General features: G+C 44.2%; 25 protein-coding genes and 2 tRNA genes. 17 read left to right on the forward strand and 10 right to left on the reverse strand.

Annotated features, from left to right (window positions below):
• Positions 1 to 256 precede the first annotated feature (256 nt).
• Both F6K57_RS21600 and F6K57_RS21605 read right to left on the reverse strand, forming a co-directional pair.
• Positions 257 to 2,116 (reverse strand): TolC family protein, encoded by a 1,860-nt coding sequence (locus F6K57_RS21600; protein ID WP_293030507.1) that lies wholly within the window; start codon positions 2,114 to 2,116, stop codon positions 257 to 259.
• 1,569 nt (positions 2,117 to 3,685) lie between these two features.
• Positions 3,686 to 4,744, reverse strand: a complete 1,059-nt coding sequence (locus F6K57_RS21605; RefSeq protein ID WP_293030090.1) for a mannose-1-phosphate guanylyltransferase — start codon at positions 4,742 to 4,744, stop codon at positions 3,686 to 3,688.
• A gap of 455 nt (positions 4,745 to 5,199) precedes the next feature.
• Here F6K57_RS21605 and F6K57_RS21610 point away from each other — a divergent pair, with 455 nt between their 5' ends.
• Positions 5,200 to 6,639 (forward strand): LCP family protein, encoded by a 1,440-nt coding sequence (locus F6K57_RS21610; protein ID WP_075899763.1) that lies wholly within the window; start codon positions 5,200 to 5,202, stop codon positions 6,637 to 6,639.
• A gap of 30 nt (positions 6,640 to 6,669) precedes the next feature.
• Positions 6,670 to 7,179: a pentapeptide repeat-containing protein gene (locus F6K57_RS21615; RefSeq protein WP_293030096.1), complete on the forward strand. Its 510-nt coding sequence runs from the start codon at positions 6,670 to 6,672 to the stop codon at positions 7,177 to 7,179.
• On the opposite strand, the gene F6K57_RS21620 is transcribed toward F6K57_RS21615, so the two are convergent.
• Entirely contained in the window at positions 7,165 to 7,875 is a 711-nt protein-coding gene (locus F6K57_RS21620) for a GDSL-type esterase/lipase family protein (protein WP_293046805.1), read from the reverse strand. The genes F6K57_RS21615 and F6K57_RS21620 overlap by 15 nt on opposite strands.
• Positions 7,876 to 9,017: 1,142 nt before the next feature.
• On the opposite strand from F6K57_RS21620, the gene F6K57_RS21625 reads away from it, so the two are divergent.
• The 8 genes from F6K57_RS21625 to F6K57_RS21660 all read left to right on the forward strand — a co-directional run bounded on the left by F6K57_RS21625 (position 9,018) and on the right by F6K57_RS21660 (position 13,174).
• Positions 9,018 to 9,245 (forward strand): DNA-directed RNA polymerase subunit omega, encoded by a 228-nt coding sequence (locus F6K57_RS21625; RefSeq protein WP_334220033.1) that lies wholly within the window; start codon positions 9,018 to 9,020, stop codon positions 9,243 to 9,245.
• A gap of 109 nt (positions 9,246 to 9,354) precedes the next feature.
• Entirely contained in the window at positions 9,355 to 10,014 is a 660-nt protein-coding gene (locus F6K57_RS21630; RefSeq protein WP_293070591.1) for a hypothetical protein, read from the forward strand.
• Positions 10,015 to 10,044: 30 nt separating this feature from the next.
• Complete coding sequence (locus tag F6K57_RS21635; protein ID WP_293025960.1) at positions 10,045 to 10,410, forward strand: DUF1818 family protein; 366 nt, start codon at positions 10,045 to 10,047, stop codon at positions 10,408 to 10,410.
• A 48-nt stretch (positions 10,411 to 10,458) separates the two neighbouring features.
• Positions 10,459 to 10,532 (forward strand) — tRNA-Pro (locus F6K57_RS21640).
• Positions 10,533 to 10,842: 310 nt separating this feature from the next.
• On the forward strand, positions 10,843 to 11,064 hold the full coding sequence (locus F6K57_RS21645; RefSeq protein WP_293025958.1) for a hypothetical protein: 222 nt from the start codon (positions 10,843 to 10,845) through the stop codon (positions 11,062 to 11,064).
• Complete coding sequence (locus F6K57_RS21650) at positions 11,057 to 12,424, forward strand: HigA family addiction module antitoxin (RefSeq protein WP_293025956.1); 1,368 nt, start codon at positions 11,057 to 11,059, stop codon at positions 12,422 to 12,424. The genes F6K57_RS21645 and F6K57_RS21650 overlap by 8 nt, the downstream gene beginning before the upstream one ends.
• 5 nt (positions 12,425 to 12,429) lie before the next feature.
• Positions 12,430 to 12,888, forward strand: a complete 459-nt coding sequence (locus F6K57_RS21655) for a PIN domain-containing protein (RefSeq protein ID WP_293070594.1) — start codon at positions 12,430 to 12,432, stop codon at positions 12,886 to 12,888.
• A 115-nt stretch (positions 12,889 to 13,003) separates the two neighbouring features.
• Positions 13,004 to 13,174, forward strand: coding sequence for a hypothetical protein (locus F6K57_RS21660; protein ID WP_293070596.1), 171 nt, complete (start codon positions 13,004 to 13,006; stop codon positions 13,172 to 13,174).
• On the opposite strand, the gene F6K57_RS21665 is transcribed toward F6K57_RS21660, so the two are convergent.
• Positions 13,171 to 13,323: a DUF29 family protein gene (locus F6K57_RS21665; protein ID WP_364303730.1), complete on the reverse strand. Its 153-nt coding sequence runs from the start codon at positions 13,321 to 13,323 to the stop codon at positions 13,171 to 13,173. The genes F6K57_RS21660 and F6K57_RS21665 overlap by 4 nt on opposite strands.
• A complete protein-coding gene (locus tag F6K57_RS21670; protein WP_293025951.1) occupies positions 13,290 to 13,652 on the reverse strand; it encodes a DUF29 domain-containing protein in 363 nt (120 codons plus the stop codon). The genes F6K57_RS21665 and F6K57_RS21670 overlap by 34 nt, the downstream gene beginning before the upstream one ends.
• Before the next feature lie 174 nt (positions 13,653 to 13,826).
• Between F6K57_RS21670 and F6K57_RS21675 the strand changes: the two genes are divergently transcribed.
• Positions 13,827 to 13,958: a hypothetical protein gene (locus F6K57_RS21675; RefSeq protein WP_293025949.1), complete on the forward strand. Its 132-nt coding sequence runs from the start codon at positions 13,827 to 13,829 to the stop codon at positions 13,956 to 13,958.
• Between the two features lie 223 nt (positions 13,959 to 14,181).
• Entirely contained in the window at positions 14,182 to 14,400 is a 219-nt protein-coding gene (locus F6K57_RS21680) for a hypothetical protein (RefSeq protein ID WP_293025947.1), read from the forward strand.
• 627 nt (positions 14,401 to 15,027) lie between these two features.
• On the opposite strand, the gene F6K57_RS21685 is transcribed toward F6K57_RS21680, so the two are convergent.
• Together F6K57_RS21685 and F6K57_RS21690 are read right to left on the reverse strand one after the other, a co-directional pair.
• Positions 15,028 to 15,444: an anti-sigma regulatory factor gene (locus F6K57_RS21685; protein WP_293025943.1), complete on the reverse strand. Its 417-nt coding sequence runs from the start codon at positions 15,442 to 15,444 to the stop codon at positions 15,028 to 15,030.
• Positions 15,445 to 15,447: 3 nt separating this feature from the next.
• Entirely contained in the window at positions 15,448 to 17,142 is a 1,695-nt protein-coding gene (locus tag F6K57_RS21690) for a SpoIIE family protein phosphatase (RefSeq protein WP_293025968.1), read from the reverse strand.
• A gap of 96 nt (positions 17,143 to 17,238) precedes the next feature.
• Between F6K57_RS21690 and F6K57_RS21695 the strand changes: the two genes are divergently transcribed.
• The 3 genes from F6K57_RS21695 (at position 17,239) to F6K57_RS21705 (ending at position 19,514) form a co-directional block, all read left to right on the forward strand.
• Positions 17,239 to 18,831: a Na+/H+ antiporter gene (locus F6K57_RS21695; protein ID WP_293025941.1), complete on the forward strand. Its 1,593-nt coding sequence runs from the start codon at positions 17,239 to 17,241 to the stop codon at positions 18,829 to 18,831.
• Positions 18,832 to 18,986: 155 nt separating this feature from the next.
• Complete coding sequence (locus F6K57_RS21700) at positions 18,987 to 19,283, forward strand: Dabb family protein (protein WP_293025939.1); 297 nt, start codon at positions 18,987 to 18,989, stop codon at positions 19,281 to 19,283.
• Between the two features lie 93 nt (positions 19,284 to 19,376).
• Positions 19,377 to 19,514, forward strand: a complete 138-nt coding sequence (locus F6K57_RS21705; RefSeq protein WP_293070598.1) for a hypothetical protein — start codon at positions 19,377 to 19,379, stop codon at positions 19,512 to 19,514.
• A 282-nt stretch (positions 19,515 to 19,796) separates the two neighbouring features.
• Here the strand turns inward: F6K57_RS21705 and F6K57_RS21710 are convergent, their stop codons facing one another.
• Entirely contained in the window at positions 19,797 to 19,961 is a 165-nt protein-coding gene (locus tag F6K57_RS21710; RefSeq protein WP_083373549.1) for a ribbon-helix-helix protein, CopG family, read from the reverse strand.
• 311 nt (positions 19,962 to 20,272) lie between these two features.
• Between F6K57_RS21710 and F6K57_RS21715 the strand changes: the two genes are divergently transcribed.
• Both F6K57_RS21715 and F6K57_RS21720 read left to right on the forward strand, forming a co-directional pair.
• A tRNA-Thr gene (locus F6K57_RS21715) sits at positions 20,273 to 20,345 on the forward strand.
• 14 nt (positions 20,346 to 20,359) lie between these two features.
• Positions 20,360 to 20,563 (forward strand): hypothetical protein, encoded by a 204-nt coding sequence (locus F6K57_RS21720; protein ID WP_293070600.1) that lies wholly within the window; start codon positions 20,360 to 20,362, stop codon positions 20,561 to 20,563.
• Here F6K57_RS21720 and F6K57_RS21725 read toward each other — a convergent pair.
• Together F6K57_RS21725 and F6K57_RS21730 are read right to left on the reverse strand one after the other, a co-directional pair.
• Positions 20,537 to 21,214 (reverse strand): molybdenum cofactor guanylyltransferase, encoded by a 678-nt coding sequence (locus tag F6K57_RS21725; protein ID WP_293070605.1) that lies wholly within the window; start codon positions 21,212 to 21,214, stop codon positions 20,537 to 20,539. The two genes, F6K57_RS21720 and F6K57_RS21725, sit on opposite strands and share 27 nt — an antisense overlap.
• Before the next feature lie 7 nt (positions 21,215 to 21,221).
• A complete protein-coding gene (locus F6K57_RS21730) occupies positions 21,222 to 21,404 on the reverse strand; it encodes a hypothetical protein (RefSeq protein ID WP_293070602.1) in 183 nt (60 codons plus the stop codon).
• Between the last annotated feature and the right edge of the window lie 75 nt (positions 21,405 to 21,479).

The raw sequence follows: 21,479 nt of genomic DNA on the forward strand, positions 1-21,479 counted from the left end.
GCATCCCTGGTTAATGGTTCATGGCTAAGTTGGCCATAAACCATTAACTCTAAAGCAGAGCAGGTATTCTGTCAATTTAGTTTTGCGAGTTAGGGCAAGGTTAATCCTATTAGATATTAGAGATCAGTCCTTAACGTCTAATACCTAGGGTCTAATACCTAGTGTCTAATACCTAAGATCTAATACTTAGTATCTAATACTTAGTGCCTAATTGGGACAAGTCTAGTTTACCCCTTAATTCAATTAAGATCGAATACTACGGAATATCACTAACTTTACTGTCTGGTAGATTACTCACTGCCCGTTGCAAGTTGGCCAGAGCGCGGTTGTAGCCCAGAATTGCAGTAAGTCGGTTAATCTTAGCCCGGGTAAGGGCGGTTTGCTGGTTAATTACGTCCGTTTGGGTACCAACCCCTGCCTGAAATCTTAACCGAGCTAGCCGGAGGCTCTCTTCTGCTACGTCTAGGGCCAAGGATGCCGTTTCAATACTCTTTTTATTGGAGTTTAATTGAGAATAAGCTTGTTCGATCTCAAAGCGTATTTCATCCCTTTGGTCAGCAAAACTGCTTTCTGCTAAGGCAATATCAATATCTTCCTGCCTGGCTCTAGCCATTGCTGCTCCGCCATCGAAAAAATTCCACTGCAATGTTGCCCCTACCGAGTAACCATCACCCATGGTAACAGTATCATTGAAGTTATCAAATAGGTCGATTTGACCAAATACACTCACCTGGGGTCTGACCGCAGCCAGAGCAATGGTGCGCTGTTCCTTGTTGATCTGGCGTTGCACCAGTTGCTGTTCCAACTCAGATCGGTTTTTATAAGACAGGATCAGGCTATGTTCTAGAGATAAATCCCAACTTCCAGCAATTTCGATGGGATCGGCTGCCGTAATTTCTGCGGATTGAGATAAGTTTAATAACTCCGCCAGCTGACGTCGGGCAATACGTTGGTCACTCAGAGCATTGGTCAACCCTTGAGAGTCATTGGCTAGCTCAACCTGCTGTTGCAAGACCTCAAATCGGGTGCCTAAGCCAGCTTGTTCCAGTAACTCGGTATCCCGTAAAATCTGAGCAGACTCAGTGACTGCCGCTTGGGAAATCTCAACACGAGCATCAGCCTCTTGTAAATTGTAATAGGCAAGGGTGACCTGAAGTCTGATCTCTTCAGAAAGCCGTTCTACCTCCAGCTGCTGCAACTTTACCTGTTCCTCCCCTAGCCGGACTTGTGCTGGTCGTTGCCCACTAGTGTATAGGTTATAATCTAACCTTAGGGCTGCATTGAAAGTTCCTGACGGCTCATTGATTGGAAGTAATCCTTGCTGGACTCTTATCTCGTCTGATACCTGTCCTGATGCACTATCGGCATAGTTAATTCCTGCAGTTGTTGTCAAATTAGGATACCAAGCACTTAAGGCTTCTTGGAGAACAAACTGATTACGTTCCAAGGTCAGTTGCGCTTGCTGTAATTCCTGATTATTACGCTTTGCCAGTTCTATGGTCTGTTGCAGGGTAATGGGCTGTGTGATATCGATCTGGACTTCCTGGCTTTGGGTAGGAAATGATAAAGGATTGGGGTCAGGATCAAGAAACTCTGGCGCAGAGGTTCCAGGGGTTCCTGAGCTTCCAGAGGTTTGTGACATTAATTCAGGGTTTTCCCCTGTGGCAGATTCAACCACCGTATCCTCACCAACGTCTACGGATTCCGTTCGCGAAGCGTCGCCTTCGGCGAATGGCGCTGCTAGTTCAGCCACCGCAGGAATCGACTCCTCCTGCTTTGGCTGGTCAGTAGGCAGGATGGTTTGATCAATAATTTCTTGGACTAATTCTTCTTGGACTAATTCTGCTTCTGAGAGTGAGGAATCTACAGAGGGAATAGACTCCTGTTGCTCTGGTTGATTGGAAGCTGGGGTAGTGTTATCCATGACTTCTACCACTAGCTTCCCTACCTCTGGGTTTGGGGCTGCTTCTGTTAAGGATTCTTGGTTAGGTGTAGCTACTGAGTTACTCTGAGGCTTAGTAAGTGATGGTAAATCTTCTGAGGCTCCGGATTCCATGCCGCTCAAGGCAATTGCCGTCCCCACACCCACAGCTAATATATAACGAAAAGTTGGCATAGATTTTACAGTTGATTTTAGTCTTAGCAGAACTACTTCTCTTGCTCAATTTAGCAACCAATGGCAGGATAATGGCTTGCTATTGGGTTTAGCAAAGGAATATTCCCGGTTTGCATATCTAAATCAGGATTGAGCCTCAAATTGCCATTTTTATAGGAGTTGCCTTTTAACAAGACTTTATTATAGTGGGCAATGGCTTCACAGTATCCTCATATTGGCAATTTTCTGTTGCAGGGAGAAAAGTGACTAGATGCGTTTGCTTTTAGCGGAAGCAAAGCTTCATCGCTTTTAGCGGAAGCGAAGCTTCATCGCATAACCCCTAGAATAATCTGTCACACATTTCAATTGTGAATAGGGGCTGATCAGGAGATTGGGAGATGGGGAGATTGGGAGACTGGGAGATCGGGAGATGGTAGACTGGCTTTTGCACAAGGGTCGCGATTGACCGTAGGTCACGCTACTTGAGGTGGAAATTTAAATGCATATTAGCTGACTGCTTGCTGTGATCGTAAAACTGGGTTGAGTAGGGATGGGAAGATAGGAAAATTGCAGGATGGAGAGATGGGAATTGATCAACTTTTTGTCAATCCACATATCGGGTTAATCGGTTAAATTATATTACTGAGCCGATGATATAGTATCAGGAATTGGCATCAATTACGATAAAACTCTTCTTTTTTGACCTTAGGTTAGATTGCGGTGGGGTTGAACAGCCGGACAGGTTTTCCAGTCTGCAACACTACCAAAGCATTATCTCCGTTTTTGTCAAGATTACTTGATAGTCAGGGTTAGTTTTGTTCCAAGGGATTTGCCTTCGCTTTTAGCGGAAGCTGAGGCCTTTGGCCACGCGGGGCGCGTTCGCTTCATCGCGTAGCGGCTCGTACCGAGCATCGCATTCTATTGCTTAATATCTATTAATAATCGACCAATTAACCAAACTGTGTATGTCTAAGGTCTATAGCTAAGGATTGACAGTGGGATAATGTTCTTTCTTGAAACAAAGCGTTAGCAATCGGGCAATAGACCTTCTTCCAGTCAAATAACCTAAGTTTTTAAAAAATAAGCAGCCATAAAAATAAGTCGCCCATGGAGCAAAAATTCATCAATAAAAATTACTTATTTTTTAAATAAGTTTTATGAATACATTTATAGTATTTATCATAGATATTTGTGATAGGTTTTTATCTATTTATATGACGTATTAACTATTGCCTTAAAATCCATACTTTTTCGGTTCCCTGTTCCCTGTTCCCTGTTCCCTGTTCCCTGCTCCCTGTTCCCTGTTCCCTGTTCCCTGTTCCCTGTTACCTGTTCCCTGTTCCCTGTTCCCTGTTACCTGTTCCCTGTTCCCTGTTCCCTGTTCCGCTGTTTATACACTTCATCGCTAGCCTAACTTTGTCTATTTTTTTTCTATAGTTTTTTCTAGTTCAGATTAGATAATTTAGTCAGAAAATTAAGAGCACCACTGACTAATTAATAATGATAAAACCCTGAACTATATATTATGAAGCACTCTGACGTTCAGCATAATTATAATGTGGTTAACCTATAAAAGTGAGAAGCCATTAATTACAAAAAATCTTGAAATTTTTTATTTTGGAGAACTTTGATAGCTTTTTTGATGTCCTGGGTACGGTCTTTTTTTGCAATTAAGGTAGCATTGCGATCGCGTACCACCACCACATCGTCTAAACCAATAGTAACAATCACCTCATCGTCACTACTAGAGTAGACAATTGCTCCTTGAGTATCCAGTTCTACATGATTAGCCATTGCGACATTTTTAGCATCGCCATTATGCAAGCGTTCTAAGGCATTCCAATCTCCCAAATCATCCCAACCAAAGGAGGCTGGTAAAACATAAGCTAGCTTTGTTTTTTCCATCAAAGCATAGTCAATACTTTTCTTCTCTAGCTCAGCATAAGCCGCCACACCTTTTTCTTCTAAAGGGGCAATAATTTCTGGTGCATGGGTGCGCAATTCATCTAAAACTACCCCAGCCCGGAAAATGAACATCCCACTGTTCCAGCTGAATCGACCAGTAGACAAAAATTCCTCAGCCGTCTCCTGGTTAGGCTTTTCGGTGAACCGACTGACCTGATACACTGGCAATCCCTCAAACGTGCCAGTCTTATCACCTTGCTCAATGTAACCGTAGCCTGTAGAAGGGTATTGGGGGGTGATGCCTAAGGTTACAATCGATGACTCAGCGGCAGCCAATTGAGCAGCCGCCTTGATAGTTTGCTGAAACCCTTGCTCATCTTCAATCCAGTGGTCAGCAGGGAAAAAGCCCACTACCGCATCTTCTCCGTAAGCCTTAGCAATCTCTAGAGTTGCCCAAGCAACCGCTGGTGCTGTATCCCGTCCTTCTGGTTCCGCTAATAGATGCTTCTGGGGTAATGATGGTAGTTGTTGAGTCACTCCCTCAGCTAACATAGCAGAAGTAATCACCCACAAGTGTTCTGGCCCGACCGTCAGCTTACTCAATCGGTCAGCCGTTGCCTGCAAAAGACTCTTGCCACTACCATCCAAACATAAAAACTGCTTGGGTCGGTGCTTACGGCTCAACGGCCAAAACCGTTCTCCTTTGCCACCAGCAAGAATCACAGGGATGAGAGAGTTATCCATGATGTAGCCTTAACTGTAGTTTTCTGCTACATACTAACCTCACTTTCCCTGATTCAGCTGCTATTGGCTGTAGATTATGAAAAATGGTTAAAGTACTTCTTTAGCCATTACATTAGTTCTTACATTAGTCCTTAAATTAGTCATTTGTCCACCAATTCCTTCATCCCTGTTCAGGGATTGCTGTTGTGCATTGATCACAAAGGACTAATCACTCTTAGATGTTCCTCAAAGCGCTTTCACCAGGAGCTTTAGCCGTGGGTAGCCAAAGCGCTTTTTTCAATTAAGCCACTTTGAAGGTAGGCAAAATGCTTTATTGGCTTTGACTTACAGACTTATAGACTTATAGGCCAACAACAATATCTTAAACTGTACCCAAAGGCTACAGTTTAATTGGATAGCCAACTATAGGCTTGGAACTTGAATCCTTTAACAGTCATCACAATTCATAGGTAGATTTGGATACAGGTGTGATTAATAATGCCTCAGCTTCAACACCCCAACCATCACCCCAAGAGGGTGATACAGGAGTTTCCTACTCTCAGCTTGACCTGACTACAGACCTAGACGCTTCTGTGTCTGGATTAAGATTAACCTTTGCCCCCTATTTGCGGTGGGTATTCTGGAGTAGCGCTTTTGTCCTGACAGCAGTTATTTCTGCGGCTTTGGGAGCTACCTTAGCCCTAGTTACCCCATTGTCGCCCCTGATTAAATCCCATTCTCAACCCGAAAAGGCTAAAATCCCCCAGAATCAACCAGCCGCTTCTGAGCACAAGTCTTGGCGTAAAAGCTTTCCCTACAACCTGTCACGACCGGTGAATATCCTGGTGATGGGCATAGACCGAGTCCCAGATGCGTTGCCAGGTTCCCCAGAGGTTTTTGGTGGTCGCAGTGATACCCTATTGCTGTTGCGCTTAGACCCCAAGGACCACTCCGTGAATATGCTTTCAATTCCACGGGATACGAGAATAGAAATTCCCGGTGTTGGGATAGTTAAAATTAACGATGCCAATGTCAAAGGTGGATCTACCTTAACCGCAGAAGTGGTTAGCCGTACCTTAAATGATGTGCCAATTGATAGGTATGTGCGCATTACCACTGATGCATTTCGGGAACTTGTGGACTTGGTCGGTGGGCTGGAAGTCTTTGTGCCTGAGAGGATGGAATATGTAGATCTCACTCAGAAACTGGAAATTGATTTAGAACCAGGGTGGCAAACCTTGAATGGAGACCAAGCCGAACAATTTGCTCGATACCGAAAAGACAATGGTGATATTGCTCGGATACAGCGGCAGCAGATCTTACTCAAGGCACTGCGCCAGCGTTTAGTTACTCCCAGTGTCGTGCCTCGTTTACCAAAAATCCTGCGAGTGATGCAGCAGTATATTGATACTAATCTTAGCTTAGAGGAAATCTTGGCACTGGTCGGTTTTGGTCTAGAGGTTGGCAAAGATAATATCAGAATGGTACTCTTGCCCGGTCGATTCAGCAAGGCTGATGAATACATTGCCAGTTACTGGCTGATGAATTCACGAGGGCGAGACCGAGTGATGAGTGAGTATTTCGAGCAAGAGCCCAAATACAAGAGTTCATTAAAGCGCCGCCGTTCACCCCATCGGGTCAGAATTGCAATTCAAAATGCTACCGATGACCCAGAACTTGGTCGCCGTGTTGCCCGGTATTTAGCCAGAAATGACTTCTACAATGTCTATTATGTCTCAGATTGGCCTGACCGCTTGTCCCAGACTGAGATTATTGTTCAGCAAGGGGACATAAAAACAGCAGATATTGTCAAAAAAGTCCTGGGACTAGGTAGAGTAGAAGCATCCTCTACTGGTCATCTCAAATCTGAGCTGACGATTCGAGTCGGTGAAGATTGGTTAGAGAGGGAGTTTTAGGCTTTAAGTTTTAAGGAGTCAGGTTGACAAGTGATTAGGGTGATTTGGCGACGCTTATTGGGACTAATTTTAGTTCTGGTTATGGCTTGGCTATGGGTGCTTTTATCGGCTACTCCTGCCTATGCTCAGGAGAATACAGTAAATCATGCCCTTACGGATTTGAGTTATCATGACTATTCCAATCAGAATTTAGTTGGTGGCGTATTTGCAGGCGCTGAAATGCGAGGCACAAACTTCCAAGGTGCTGACCTGAGTGGATCTATCTTCACCAAGGCCAATTTATTGAAAGCCAATCTCGAAGGTGCAAATCTGACCAATTCTTTGGCAGATCGGGTATTTTTAGACCAAGCTATTTTGACCAATGCTATTTTGACCAAGGCAATTATGAATAGCACCAGGTTTTACGATGCCGAGATAACTGGTGCTGATTTTACTGATGCCTTGATTGACCGCTATCAGGCTAAACTGATGTGTAAGCGTGCTACTGGGGTAAATCCTGTAACTGGTATCTCCACACGGTATAGTTTAGGCTGTCGCTAGGCTTAAGGAGTTGAGTTGGGCTAAGGGGTTCCAGAGCAGGATGTCTTGTAATAATTGCTGATAACCAGCCACATTGGGATGGAGACCATCTGGAGATAGGTGTTGGAAGCACCAATCATAACCACGGGACGTCCATAAATCAAAAATGTCCAGATAGGGAATTTGACGCTTCAGACACGCAAGGCGAGTTGCTTCTTTGTAGTAGTACTGGTCAGCATGAGTGTAGTAAAAACAATCGAGAAAGGGCATTTTCCTTTCATCAACTGGTACCATGCCCACAAATAGCACTGGACAGAGTTGCTGAGCTAGCTCAAGCAGATTGGCTAGTTCTTCCTGGAAACTCTCAAAATTAGTAAAATTCTTGCCATCGGGACGTCCTAAACGGGCTGAATCGTTAACGCCCACCGATAAAATAATGGCATCTGGTACACGGTTTCTGAGTTCACCACGACTGCGAAATTCATGTTCTAGTCGCTTGTGGACTTGGGTAACCCCATCACCCCGAACTCCCAAATTGTAGAGTACATGACCAGGACTATCGGGTAACATCCACTGACGTCGCAGTCGCTCTACCCAGCCGCCACCTTCTGGATCTCCAAATCCATAGATCAGACTATCTCCGAGGACAACGAACTTCAGGGGAGTTCTTTGAAGCTGATGGAATGACTCAAAGCTAGGAGCGGCAAGTGTTTGCATAGACAAGATTTATTTGGTCAGATAATTGTTAACAACTCGACACACTCTTGATAGCTTAGCAATGGTATGATTTTTTGTATATGTAAAAGGTACATCTACCACAGGAGTCAATCTAAGTACTCTGACCCCTAAGGTAGCCCATCAATGCGATCGCATCGGTGCTGCGATACTATTGAGAGATACCATGTACAGACCCCATTTACCAAAAATTTTGGGTTTAAAGCCCCGTCCTTCTAGGACGGCTTTTGATTGAAACAAGAAAAAACTTAATATTATACACGAAGTTTGTTGTATAATTAAGATAGGTACAGGCGGCAAAACCGTTGGCTCAGCCGGGAGAGAGACCCGTCACTGATTGACCATAAAGGAGTAATGCCTAGAGGGTAAGGAAAGTCCTCTTAAAAAACCTAATCGTCAATTAACAGTTGGCGTGTGAACCCAGAAAAATCACTATGCACGATAAGCAAGGTACGGTGGGGTTAGAAGTTACCGTAATCAGAGGGTCGCCTTTAAGGGTTACAGGCTATGCATAAAAGGGTTAAAACTTTTTTATTAAGGCGACCCTCTGATAAGGTTTCGTCTCCGGCACACCGAAACCTGAGCAAAGGAAGAGAAACAGACTTTTTAAGGCACTTCCAATAAGTACTTAAACGCCTAAGAAGAACTGCCCTCTGGGTCTGTCGTGAATTGACTGGGAATTTGGTCTTGAACGGATTTGCGGGTTTTGTACTGTCCCATTTTTGGCAGAGTCAAAGATAGGAACTCGGCGGTTTAAGGCGGTTCGTTGATCTAGGAATCCCCGCTATGCGCAAGGCGGAGAGTGTCAAACATAAGTAGGCTGGGATAGTTTGGTAGAACTTCCCAGCCTTGGTTAGATATATAGTTTCGGTATAGTTAGTAGATGAGGTATAGATAGTACAAATTCACTGTTCTTTCTTATTATTGTCATACATAGCAAGCAATGTAAGTAGCAATCACGCAACTTCACAAATTCTTTCACTTTTTGATGGTATATTATTAACCTCAAGAAAAGTTTTATGACTTGTATCAGGGGTAACCCCTAGTTTAGGAGTGAAGTATGCTAGGGTAGAGGGGGCGATACTGATTTTAACCAGAAATAGCAAAACCTGATAAACCTTATGCTGCACAAAAGCTATAACTTTGATTCAATGGACATTCTGCAACGGACGGAGCAGCTAGTAAGTGCAGCTTCTAATCGTTATCGGATCACTGTACAAGTGGCCAGCCGTGCCAAGCGCCGTCGCTTCGAAGATTTTGAAAGTCTAGATGAGCCATCCATGAAGCCAGTGCTGCGAGCAATTGTTGAGATGTCTGATGAATTGACCCAGCCAGAGATTATTGCGGACTAAGCTATAGTGCTGAGTGAGTCAGGGGGTAAGGGCGTCAGGGGCAAGAGTAGTTCATTCCCTAGTTTCATCTTAAGGTTGTGTCGGAATGTTCCATAGCCGTATCGAAGCAATGTACAAGACTAATGGAATTAAACTAGCGCTAGGTTTAGCTCTTACCACTTTGACGAGTGGTTTACTATTGCTGTGGGAATCCCACGACCAAGGGTCCGGTGTCTTCCAGCTCCTAGGAGCACAGCCTGCTGTCGCCCAGTTTTTTATTCCCCCTGAGCTTAGCAAGGTAGTATATCAGCGTTTACCGGATTTACCACAAGAGAACCAATACATTAGTAAAGAAAGCGGTGAAGTAGCTGCCAATAATACCCTGGTTAACCGCTTAATTCGGTATCACGTCTATGGTAAAAAACGGTTGCCCAATTACCGTTTTGATTGGAAATTGACCATGGCTGACTATCTAGGTGCGTACGATTACCTAGTCGCATCCCAGTATCCCAGTGGGGATACCTTAACCGAAAATCCCATGGAAGGGGATATTGCAGCGATAGAACAATTAACTCGTGCCGAACGGGATGCATTAGTAAGCGTTTTAGTCAACATATTCAATCCCAATCGCAGTGAAACTGTGGCACCAGAGTCGAGCACACAACCATCACCTGCCACACCATCACCTGCTACAACCTCCAATCCTACATCACCTGCCACAACCTCTAATCCTAGAAGAGGAGTATCTTTACCTCAACCAGGAGATGCTCAGTTACTCAAACCTAATTGACTTGTTGGTGAATTGGGCAGAATCAGGTTTATGGAACGTCTGGTTAAACATGGAGAAGGCTGGCGTATTGGTTGGGATCCTGAGGCTCCTAACTATAAAGGTTTAGTGGGTGGTGAGGACTGGGCATTTGAGCTAACGGAGTCGGAGTTGAATGACTTTTGTCGCTTGTTGCTGCAATTAGCTCAGACTATGAGTGAGATGGCAAGTGAGTTGATGGATGAAGAGAAAATCACTTGCGAAGCAGAAAGCGATTGGCTATGGATGGAGGTAGAGGGCTATCCTTCCGCTTATACGCTACGGTTGATTTTGAATCAGGGACGCTGTTGTGAGGGGAGCTGGGTGGCAACAGCGGTTCCAGGGTTGCTAGCAGCAGCTAAGTCTGTGAAAGTATTTTAGTTTGGTTGTTCAAATCTCGAATAGTGTGGTATAGTAAATAAGGTTTTCCGGGGCGTAGCGCAGCTTGGTAGCGCACCACTTTGGGGTAGTGGGGGTCGTGGGTTCAAATCCCGCCGCTCCGATTCATTGGCTATATATAGTCAAGGTATAGAGAATGGTATGGGGCTTCGTTCAGAATTGAGGCGGAGCCTATAGACAGACATAGCCTGTTCTCTAGCCTGTTCTTGTGGAAAAAATTATTTATCTTGAAATAGTTTACCAATGTGGTAAACTATTAGTGTGAGTATAGGTATTAATGTCAGTTTCGCATATCCAAAACTGAAAAAGCTATGTGAGCAATCATCAGCTCAAAAGCAATTAGGAGCAAAAGCAGCACAAAAGCTCAAAAGGCGATGATCAGATTTATTCGCAGCCAAAGCGGTCACGGAGTTAGTGGCAGCAAGACCTCATGCCGTGCAGTCCCATAAATTAGGCAAAAGCTTTTATCAGAAATTTTCTAATTTTAAACACCTATTTGCTCTCGACCTACATAAACGAGTTCGTTTAGTATTCCAAGCTGATGTTGAACCGTTGCCCTTGAAGGCAGATGAAAGCTTGGATTGGTCAAAAGTTAATCAGCTTTGTATTCTATTTGTGGAAGATTATAATGACTAATTCTAACTATACCTTTGAACCGGATTGGGTCTCTCCTCCAGGAGAGACAATTGCTGATTTGCTGGAAGAACGAGATTGGACGCAAGCAGCTTTGGCAGACCGTTTGGGCTATACTCCTAAACACCTTAGTCAGCTTGTTAATGGTAAAGCACCTATTACGAAAGATACCGCAGTGAAGCTGTCACGGGTATTAGGAAGTACAGAGGGGTTTTGGCTCGAACGAGAAGCTCAATATCGTGCTGCTTTAGCAAAAATCGCAGAAGCTGAACGTCTTGAAAGCTGGGTAGATTGGCTCGACGAATTTCCTGTAAAGGAATTGCAGAAAGCAGGACAAATTAGTGACTGTCGTTTGGATTCAAGAAATAAGCCTCGTGTTGTGCAAGAGCTGCTTCAGCTGTTTGGAGTGGCTTCTCCTGATCAATGGCGAGCTTGTTATGGTAACCTAGCGGTGTCTTTTCGACGTTCTCGTACTGGACAGGATAATACCGGTGCCATCACAACTTGGATGCGCCTTGGTGAAATCAAAGTAGAGAAGTTAGATTGTCCCCAATTCAACCGCGCCAAGTTTGAGAAAGCGGTTCAGGAAATTAGAAAATTGACAGTACTACCACCAGAAGATTTTCTACCACGTCTTCAACAGCTTTGTTTTGAGGCTGGAGTGTTATGGGTGTTAGTGGAAAAAATCCCAGCTGCGGGGGTTAGTGGGTTAGCAAGGTGGTTAAATCCTCATCGACCTCTGATTCAGATGTCTCTTTATGGCAAAACTAATGACCGTTTCTGGTTTACTTTTTTCCATGAAGCTGCTCATATTATTTTGCATGATAAAGAAGAGAAAAATGCTATTTTTCTAGATGAGTGGAATCAGGGAGAAAAACTAGAGTCAGAGCAAGAGCGCGAGGCTAATGAACAGGCGCGAGACTGGTTGATTCCTGCTGAATATGAAGAAGAATTGTATTATATTCATTCTAAGGAAAAAGTAAAAGCTTTTTCAGATAAGTTAGGAATTCATCCTGGAATTGTTGTTGGTCGTTTGCAGCATGAAGAAAAAATACTCTATAATCAGATGAACGATTTAAAGCATAAATTAACTGCTGATTTAATTCAGCAGCTATACCAACCTAATAATCAGGGACCAAAGGATAGTGCTCAGACAGGATTAGATGCTGATAAAAATCAATATAATGAGTCAGATTATGAAAATTTGCTTCAGTATATTACTGACAATTTAGATAAAGAATGTAAACGATCTCTGGGAGAGTTTAGAGGGATTGCACCCAAATTGTTAGAAGGTCAAGATGCTCAAGAATGGGTCAATAACCAGCGTGATCAATGGGCAGAAAGGGAAAAAGTCTGGAGATAAACAGAGTGATATTAGATGAGGCATTAGAGGGAGTTAAGACTATTTTTCTTGATACTTCTCCAGTGATTTATTATCTAGAGAATCATGCTGTTTTTGCCGATGTAGTACAAGGGGTAATCAATAAGTTAGATGGGGGAGAGTTACAAGGAGTAATTTCTCCGGTGACGTTGGCTGAATGTTTGGTCAATCCTTTGAAGAATCGCGATCAGAAGTTACAGCAAGATTATGTTGATTTTCTCCTGCGTCATAAGTCAATTAGGATGGTACAAATTGAAACAAAAATTGGAATTTTAGCTGCACAGTTACGAGCAAAATATAGTTTAAAACTGCCTGATGGGTTTCAGGTTGCCACGGCGATAAGAAGCGGGTGTGAGGCTTTGTTGACGAATGACGACCAATTCCGGCGCGTTTTTGATTTACAGGTGTTAGTAGTTAAGGATTTTGTGACAGGGAATATTTTGTGATGGGTGAGGGGAGGTTAAAACGTGGGTGGCTTGTGTGGCGTTCGGTAGCCCTCAAGCTCCTGAAGTTCGGGAATATAAGGGCTATGGAGTTGTTTAATTTAATCGGAGTAGTGCGATGAAGCGTTTCGGCAAAGCCGACGCTACGCGAACGCAAAGCGTGGCCTACGGCCTCAGCTTCCGCGCTTATGCGATCGCACTCAGTTCTTCAAGGATTGGACAAGGGTTGGTATCTTTGGAGAAGCGATTAGCCCAAAGGGCTACGCTACGCGAACGCATTTTAAATTAATCTCCATAAAAGTCTTCATCTAATAGCTGTTCAATTGTAAAAGGACATTGATTGGGATAGTCTTCAGGGTTGGGCTTACGAATGCCAAAGCTGGCTTTTTTACCTTCTTTTATAGCTAACCTTCGAGCATCTTGATAAGCTTTAGCGATCGCGTAGCGTAGCCCTTTGGGCTAATCGCTTCTTCTAAATAACGTTTAAATGAAGGACTGTCTTGTAAATCTTTTTGGATACGAAACCGATGTTCTGTGACTGAACTATACCAACTTCCTTTCATGGACTCAGCAGCGTCAGTTTGAACCATTATTTTGAGTAAATGGGCAATCAAGATGGTTAAATTGCTAATGAAGGCTCGCTTTTCAGCCTTTCCCATGTCCTCTAACTCAAGCAGCAAATTATCCCAATCAATTGCCGATAAATTTCTGGCTTTTATTTGTTCAACGAGGATTTCTCGCCAACGGTTAAAATCTTGTTCATACATAGTTTTTTATCAGTTAAAATTAGGCTTTATACCAACAATAAATGAACCGATTTCAAAGTAGTATTATTATACCATTAAAGTTGTATTTTGGGTGAAACGATAGTTAAACCCAACACAGGATCATGTAAATCTCATCAAGATTTACCGTAAAGTACATCGCACTATCCTAATAGTTTGTCAGATGCGGCCTGTGTTCCTTTCCCTCTTCCCAATAAGCGCCGCCACATCACCTGTATAATTGAGTTAATCTCAGTAGTTTCCTCTTCTGACTTCCCTACTCCCTACTCCCTACTCCCTACTCCCTAGCAGGAAATTACCTTATCCAATTGATAACTGCGTAAGCATTCAGCCGTCAGCATTCAGCCGTCAGCCGTGAGCTAAAAGCTCACGCGTGCGCGTTCAGCTTACGTAACAAAGATTAAACGAATGCTTACTTGTTTTATTTAAAAGCTCAAAGCTCAAAGCTGAGAGCTTTGAGCTTTGAGCTGAATGCTTACGATAAAAAGCATACATACCAGGGTACAGAGCAATGTCTATTCCAGAAATTAGCCAGGAAATTATTCGTTCTTATACCAGTAGCCAATCTTGGCAAAGAGGAAAAGCTTATTATCACGATGGCCATGTTATAAGAGTAGTTCAACGGGGGAAATTAATTACAGCAGACGTTGAAGGTAGTGATATTCGCCCTTATCAAGAGGTGCGACCCGTGGCGAATTTAATAATTAGATGCGGAAAGCGCACCTATTAATATTGGTTTTGAGGAAGAGGAATTAGACACAGGTTATTGTAGTTCTAGGATTATGGAGGCTACTGCCAACATATTAACATTATTAGTATGCTTGCATAAACCAGAACTAGTTGAACAGCGTCCTAGTTTAGAGTAAATTTTAGATCGCCTTAATGAAGTTCAGACACAAAATTTAATTCACGAGTTAGTAGCTAATAACCCTCAATTAATGGATGATATTGAGTATTTTGCCGATCGGGTTGCGCCACTATATGTAATTACATCATCTCCAGAAACCCTCCCCCAACGGGAGATGGGGAGATGAGGGAGATGGGGGAGATGGGGGAGATTTTTATTAAGGGTATAGCAGTCGAAGTAAAGCTTAGGACATATTTCTTTTCCCAGCTGTTGGAGCTCCCAGCTGTTGAAGCTCCCAGCTGTTGAAGCTCCCAGCTGTTGAAGCTCCCTTTAAACCAAAATACTATGTCCTAAACTATATTTCAGTTGCTATAATTAGCCTCACATGATATAAGCACCTCAAGTAGAACCTCAAGTAGCGCATTAGCTGATACGCGACACGCTGATAGCTTACATTAACAATTACCTTTTGAATTTAGCAATGCCCAAAATAGCTTTCCTGCTACTGGGCTACTTGGCTAAGCTGACTTGCAACTCCAGGCAATTCCGACCATTGACCTGTAAGCGATACTCCACCCGATCCATTAGTCGATGGATAATTAGCCAGCCATAGCCGTTTTCCTGTAAATCACCTGGATTCGGTGGTTTATAAGAGGATGGGTCAAATCCTTGACCATAGTCCCAAATCTCCAGAGCAATATCCCGTTCTTTGAGTTCTAGGCGAATCAAGATCGGTAAATTCGGTTGATCGCGATGAGCATGACGAACTACGTTAGAGTAAGCTTCCACTAACACCAATCGCAAACGATTGGATAGACTAGGCCAATCAACACGATTTCCGAGTTCAACCTGCAAAATCCCCATAAACCAGTTTTCGACAATGCTCAAAAACTTGAGGTCACTCGGTATCTGTAGTTCTGTTTTCATCCACTACAATACCTCCAGAGATACTAGGGTTTGGTCGTCTTCCTGAATCGGGTTGGTACGCTCTCGAATCCGAGCTAATAAATGACTCAGGTCAAAGGGAGCAGGCTCCTGAAGCAGAAGCTCCCAAAGACCGGATGACTCAAGCCTAGAACTGGTGCTGGTTGACCCATCGGATGAAGAACCTGTCACTGGATTCACTGGATTCAGGGTTGCTTCCGTAATTCCATCACTTGTTAGTAGCAGGATGCTACCTGAATTTAATCTTAAATGTCCTGATTCCGCCTGCCAAATTGGCAAAATTCCTAAGGGAATACCCCTAGCCTGAAGGTAAGTCGGCTCTGGAGTTTTTGACTCTGAGTGTTGTTGGACTACTTGGTGATCAGACCAAACCATAGGATAGGTATGACCAGCATTAGCGTAAACCAACTGTTGCTTGTCAGGGGTATAACGAGCCAAGACCAGGGTAATAAAACAGTTGGTATGATAGAGGTCATCTGACATGATGTGGTTAAGATTTTGGATCACTGTTTTTGGGTCTGGTGATGTTTCTTGAGCAAGTTCCCGTCGTAACATCGACATGGCACTGGTCATAAGTAAGGCAGCAGGTACCCCTTTACCGGACACATCTCCCACTGCTAGCCATATATCTCCTTGGGGATGAACATAGACTTCAAAAAAATCCCCACCAATCTGTCGCGCTGGGGTGCAGTGAGCTTGCACTCTCACCTGTTCCATCTCTGGCCAACTCTGACGCAGCAAATTATTCTGAATCTGGCGAGCTACATCTAGTTCATCCCGCATCTGCTGAGCCTGTAACTGGGTGCGTTGGAGTAGTTTTGCCTGAGAAATCGCTAACGCTGCTTGTTTAGCAACGGCTTCTATCAGCTGGATATCTTCTTTATTCCAAGACCCTTCACTCCCTTGCTGGTAGAGACACAACACCCCTAAGATCTGTTGTTGGTCCGGTAGGGGAACGATCAAATGCACCGAATTCTGACCATCCCTTGTTTCTGGCCACGACTTAGTCTCGGGTTTATCTAATACCTGTTGTATCATCAAATCAGGATTAGGGATATGAGGTGTATTGCCATCCCCAGAAACCTTGTAGGTGAAACATTCTGGTGTGAGTTGGTTGAACTCTACCGGTCGCAGGATACAACCGGTAGCATCAAAGGCTTGACCCATGGTGGTCACTACCTTTTGCAGTAGACTACTATAATCTAGGGATTCTCGAATTGCCGTTGTCACCATATTGAACAATTCTTCCCGTCGTAAGGCCCGAGAAAGTTCCCTGGTTCTTTTTTTTAGCACTTGGTAAGTTTCCGCAGCTTGTCGCACCACTGCTTTTAGTTCCTCACCCTGCCAAGGCTTTGTGATGTACTTATAGACCTGACCTGAGTTAATTGCTGCCACCAAATCTTCTATATCTGTGTAGGCAGTCAACAGGATGCGAATTGTATCTGGAAAACGCTCTACTGTCCTGCTTAAGAATTCTGTTCCATTCATTCCCCCTAGGCGCTGATCTGAGATAATAATCGCCATCTCTCCTTCGGTGTCCAAAATATCTAAGGCGGTTATGGCATCATTAGCTCTGAAAACTTGAAATTTTCGGCGGAAGGTTCTGTAAAGTAGATCTAAGTTGTCAGACTCATCGTCTACTACCATCAATTTGAGTTTGTCTTGATTTCCCTGACTCATCACTAATTTTGCTTGGTAAGGGGAAAACCGAAAACTCCTGTGATTTTACCCACGGGCAGGAGGCTTTCCCCTTTGAGTTTAGCTTGGAGTTTCTGTATGTCCCTAGAGTCCACTGTTGGCGAAGTCGTCATTAAGCAAAACCTTGAACAGTTTCTCCTAGTGCTGTCGGTGTCTTTGAGTGTGGCAACCCTATCTAGGATTTTTTCCTGGTTCCGTAAAATTCCTTACACCCTATTACTGGTAATTGTCGGGTTAGGGTTGGCTTTTGTGGATGTCCGACTGGTTAACTTATCACCAGAACTGATTCTGGAAATTTTCCTACCCCCCCTACTCTTTGAAGCCGCTTGGAATATCCGCTGGCGGGACTTACGACGGGATTTGGTACCGGTGAGTCTATTTGCGATCGCTGGGGTAATTATTTCCGTAGTTGGCATTGCCTTTGCTATCAATCAGCTGACAGGACTACCCCTGACCATTGCTTTATTGGTTGGAGCTAGTCTTTCTGCAACTGACCCAGTTTCGGTTATTGCTCTATTTCGGGAATTGGGTGCGGATAAACGGCTGAAAACTCTGATGGAGGGGGAAAGCCTATTTAATGATGGGGTAGCAGTGGTTGCTTTTAGTTTATTAGTCGGACTACCCCTAGGACTAGAAGAATTTTCCATTGCCACTAGTGTTGCCCGTTTCTTAGGGTTTGTGGGGATTGGGATTGGCATCGGTTGCATCATTGGTTTTGGGATTTCCTACGCCACCCAACGCTTTGATTTACCCCTGGTGGAGCAATCCCTGACCTTGGTTTCTGCTTATGGCACTTATTTAATTGTGGAGGAACTAGGGGGATCCGGTGTGATTGGGGTAGTCACCGTTGGGGTGATCTTGGGCAATTTTGGCTCCCGGATTGGTATGAACCCCCGTACCCGGTTGATTGTGTCTGAGTTTTGGGACTTTTTAGCCTTTTTTGTGAACTCGATTGTCTTTCTACTGATTGGTGATCAAATAAAGATAGCTAGTTTAGGCCAAAATATCCACTTAATTGCGGTTACTATCTTGGCTGTACTACTGACGAGAGCGATCGCAATTTATGGTTTGGGCGCATTCAGCAATATCTTGGTCAACTCTCAAATTGGTTGGCGGGAACAAACTGTCCTATGGTGGGGTGGCTTGCGAGGTTCGGTTTCCATTGCTCTGGCCTTAAGTGTGCCAGTTGTGTTAGAAGGACGGCAAGATATTATCGAAACTGTGTTTGGCGTGGTACTGTTTACCCTGCTAGTCCAGGGGTTAACCACCCGATGGTTTCTCGAAAAGTTAAATTTAATTGGTGACCAACCCCTACGTCAGCAATATTCGGAAGTTCTTGCCCGTCGCATCGCCCTGAATCGGGTCAGAAATTATCTTGAGGAGGGCTTAAAGACCACAGAAATCGATTCCGACCTGTGGCGCTATCAAACCAAACTTATCGATACCCAACTGACAACGATTAACGATGAAATTGAGGAGTTACGGAGTAACAACCCTCAACTCCAAACCCTTGACCTTGAGCAACTTCAAGAAACCATGTTAGATATTGAAGCCGATACCTACGCCGAATTTATTCGTTCTGGACGGCTCAATGAAAACCTTTCGCCCATTATGCAGCAGGTACTTATTGAGGCAGATCAGAAAACCATTGATATTGAGGGTGTGAGCTAATTGTGGAATGATTAAAGGTAATTTAGAACAGTTTGGGGCGAGAGGGTCGCTAATTGGCAATTTAATTGAAGGCTTGCTGGCTCTAAGTACAGTAATTGTTTTTGTGTTTAGCACCTGGCCTGTGGTAATGGGAATTTAGCAACTTGTTAGTAAAGATGATCGAGCATATTGTTTTGTTCAAGTGGAAAGAAGACGCTTCACCGGATGCGATCGCATTGGCTATAAATGGAATCCTGGCCCTGAAAGACCAAATTCCTGGGATTGTAGAACTTTCCTGTGGAGAGAACTTTTCCCCCCTCAGGTCTCAGGGATTTCAGCATGCTTTGAGAGTGCAACTTCTCGATTGCGACGCTCTGAGTACCTATGCCGATCACCCAGTCCACCAGGCAGTAATCGAGAAGTATATCAAACCTATCCTAGGAGACATCATCGCAGTGGATTACGAAGTTTAGTAGCCTCAAGGATAGAGCACAGGAACTGAGGGGGTGACCGGGTGTGGGGTGACTCATAAGGGTAGGTTTTTTAGAAAGGGGCGAGTAGGTACTTTGATTACGTATAAATTCCTCAAAATATGTATCAAAATACACAATATTTTCCGGGATAATTCTCCCCATTTCCCGCTTTTCCCGATTCCCGACTCCCGATTCCCGACTCCCGATTCCCGACTCCCGACCCAAATGTAAAAAACCTACCCCTGTGAGGTGTGGGGTGACCGGGTAGCTGTACACATAAATCCAGAAGCGATGCAGAGGTGCGACCCGTGGCGAATTTAATTCGCCTACGGAAAACGCACCATTACGGTCTTGAGGGAAATCCCCATGAGCAAGTGCATTAAGACAATGATTGCCTTAGTTCCAAAAAAAGTTTTCCCTACACCCTAAACCCTACACCCTAAACCCTACACCCTAAACCCTACACCCTAAACCCAGTAAGGCTAACAAGGTAGCTTGTCAACCCATCAGTTATTAGTCTTTGGGTGGTATGTCTCCTGCCTGCTGAGCTTTTTTAATCGCTCGTTTGAGAATTAGTACTGCCATTTGGGACAAGGAGCGCTCCTCGGCATCTGCCAATCGTTGAAGCGCTTCTTTGTCTTTTTCTTCCATATAGAGGGTTACGGTTACTTTAGCCATATGATTAACAATAATTTTTACTCTAGGTTTTTACCCAAATAAACATAAATTAACACAAATAAAAAGAAACTATATGTTATTCCATAAATTGTAATGGAAAGCTTTCTGCACACCCAATCGATAGGTAGCTTTCCCCCTAATATCAAGTCTGGTTGAATACCCATAATTAAGGGAGCCGGGCGCAGGGAGGGTGGGAAGTGTGGGAAGTGTGGGGAGATGGGGAGATGGGGAGATGGGGAGATGAGGGGTGATGGATGATCAGACGGGAAGCTTTGACAAGTGTTATACTTAGTGTTATAGTTAAAAAGATTGCTGGTGTAGCTCAGTTGGTAGAGCAGCTGATTTGTAATCAGCTGGTCGCGGGTTCGAATCCTGTCACCAGCTTATCAAAAATAGTTATGTGTGGCGTTTGTGATAGCTATGAGGTAAACAGATTTTTTTACCTATTCCCTCTTACCTGCTCCCTACTCCCTGCTCCCTGCTCCCTAAAACCCAGGACTCTGTACCTCACCCAAATCAGAATTGCTATAAAACAACTAGGAATTTCTAGTAACTTCGGGCGTTATCAGCACCCCTTAATTCTGTATTTCCAACTGTTCTAGGTCACCAGGGGTATTGCAGTTAAAAAATAGCCTAGTGTCACTGACTAGCAACTCCTGTACTGGATGCTGGGCCAACCAACGCTGAAATGACCGTCCCCCTTGATTGATAAACTCAGTGAGACTCGGTAGACACTGGCGTCGGTAAAAACCGCACAGGGGTTCCCAGCCCTTGGGGTTCCTTGGCAATAGTGCTATCGCGTAGCGTGACCTTTGGTCAATCGCATTTTCCCGAGTCTGCTCCAACTGCTTGAGCCAACCTTGCACAACCTCTGCTCTTAATTGGGGTAAATCACAAGCCAGTAACAGTACCCAATCTGTTTCAACATGAGCTAATCCTTGAGCAAATCCTACCAAAGGACCATGAGGTGTGGTCTCTTCTGGTAACGGCACTTCCCGAATGACACGACAAGTCTCAGGTAAGATATCCACGTATCGTTCTGGCCAGGGAGTGACGATATAGACTTGACCAGAGACTTGACCAGAGACTTGAGCAATACAGCTGAGGGCAACATCAGAAACTCTGCGCAGTAACGGGACACCCTCAACCAGAATCAAGGCTTTATCCCTACCCATACGAGAGCTTAGCCCTCCTGCAAGGACAATCCCTGAGAGGGCTAAGTCGTAATTAGTATTTGGTATAGCGCTGCCCATGGCTTGGTCAGGAACAGACAAGAATTCCAGAACGTAGACTCGGAGACTCCTCAAAAAAGATTGCCCCTCGTCCCTTTAGGTCATCCTTGATATCCTTAGAAATTCCGAAGTTATCTCCAAACTGAGTACTGTCTACTCGAGATACTCTTAAACCGTCATTAATCGGGATAATCCGGTATAAAACGGTCAAGGTGCAATTTATTGTTGCCTGAGGGAGGAGTGGTAGTCAGCAATTGGAGTTAAGCCTTCCACTCATCTTTCTAGG

Source organism: Moorena sp. SIO4A5 (assembly GCF_010672005.1).
In the GTDB taxonomy this organism is placed as follows: Bacteria; Cyanobacteriota; Cyanobacteriia; order Cyanobacteriales; family Coleofasciculaceae; genus Moorena.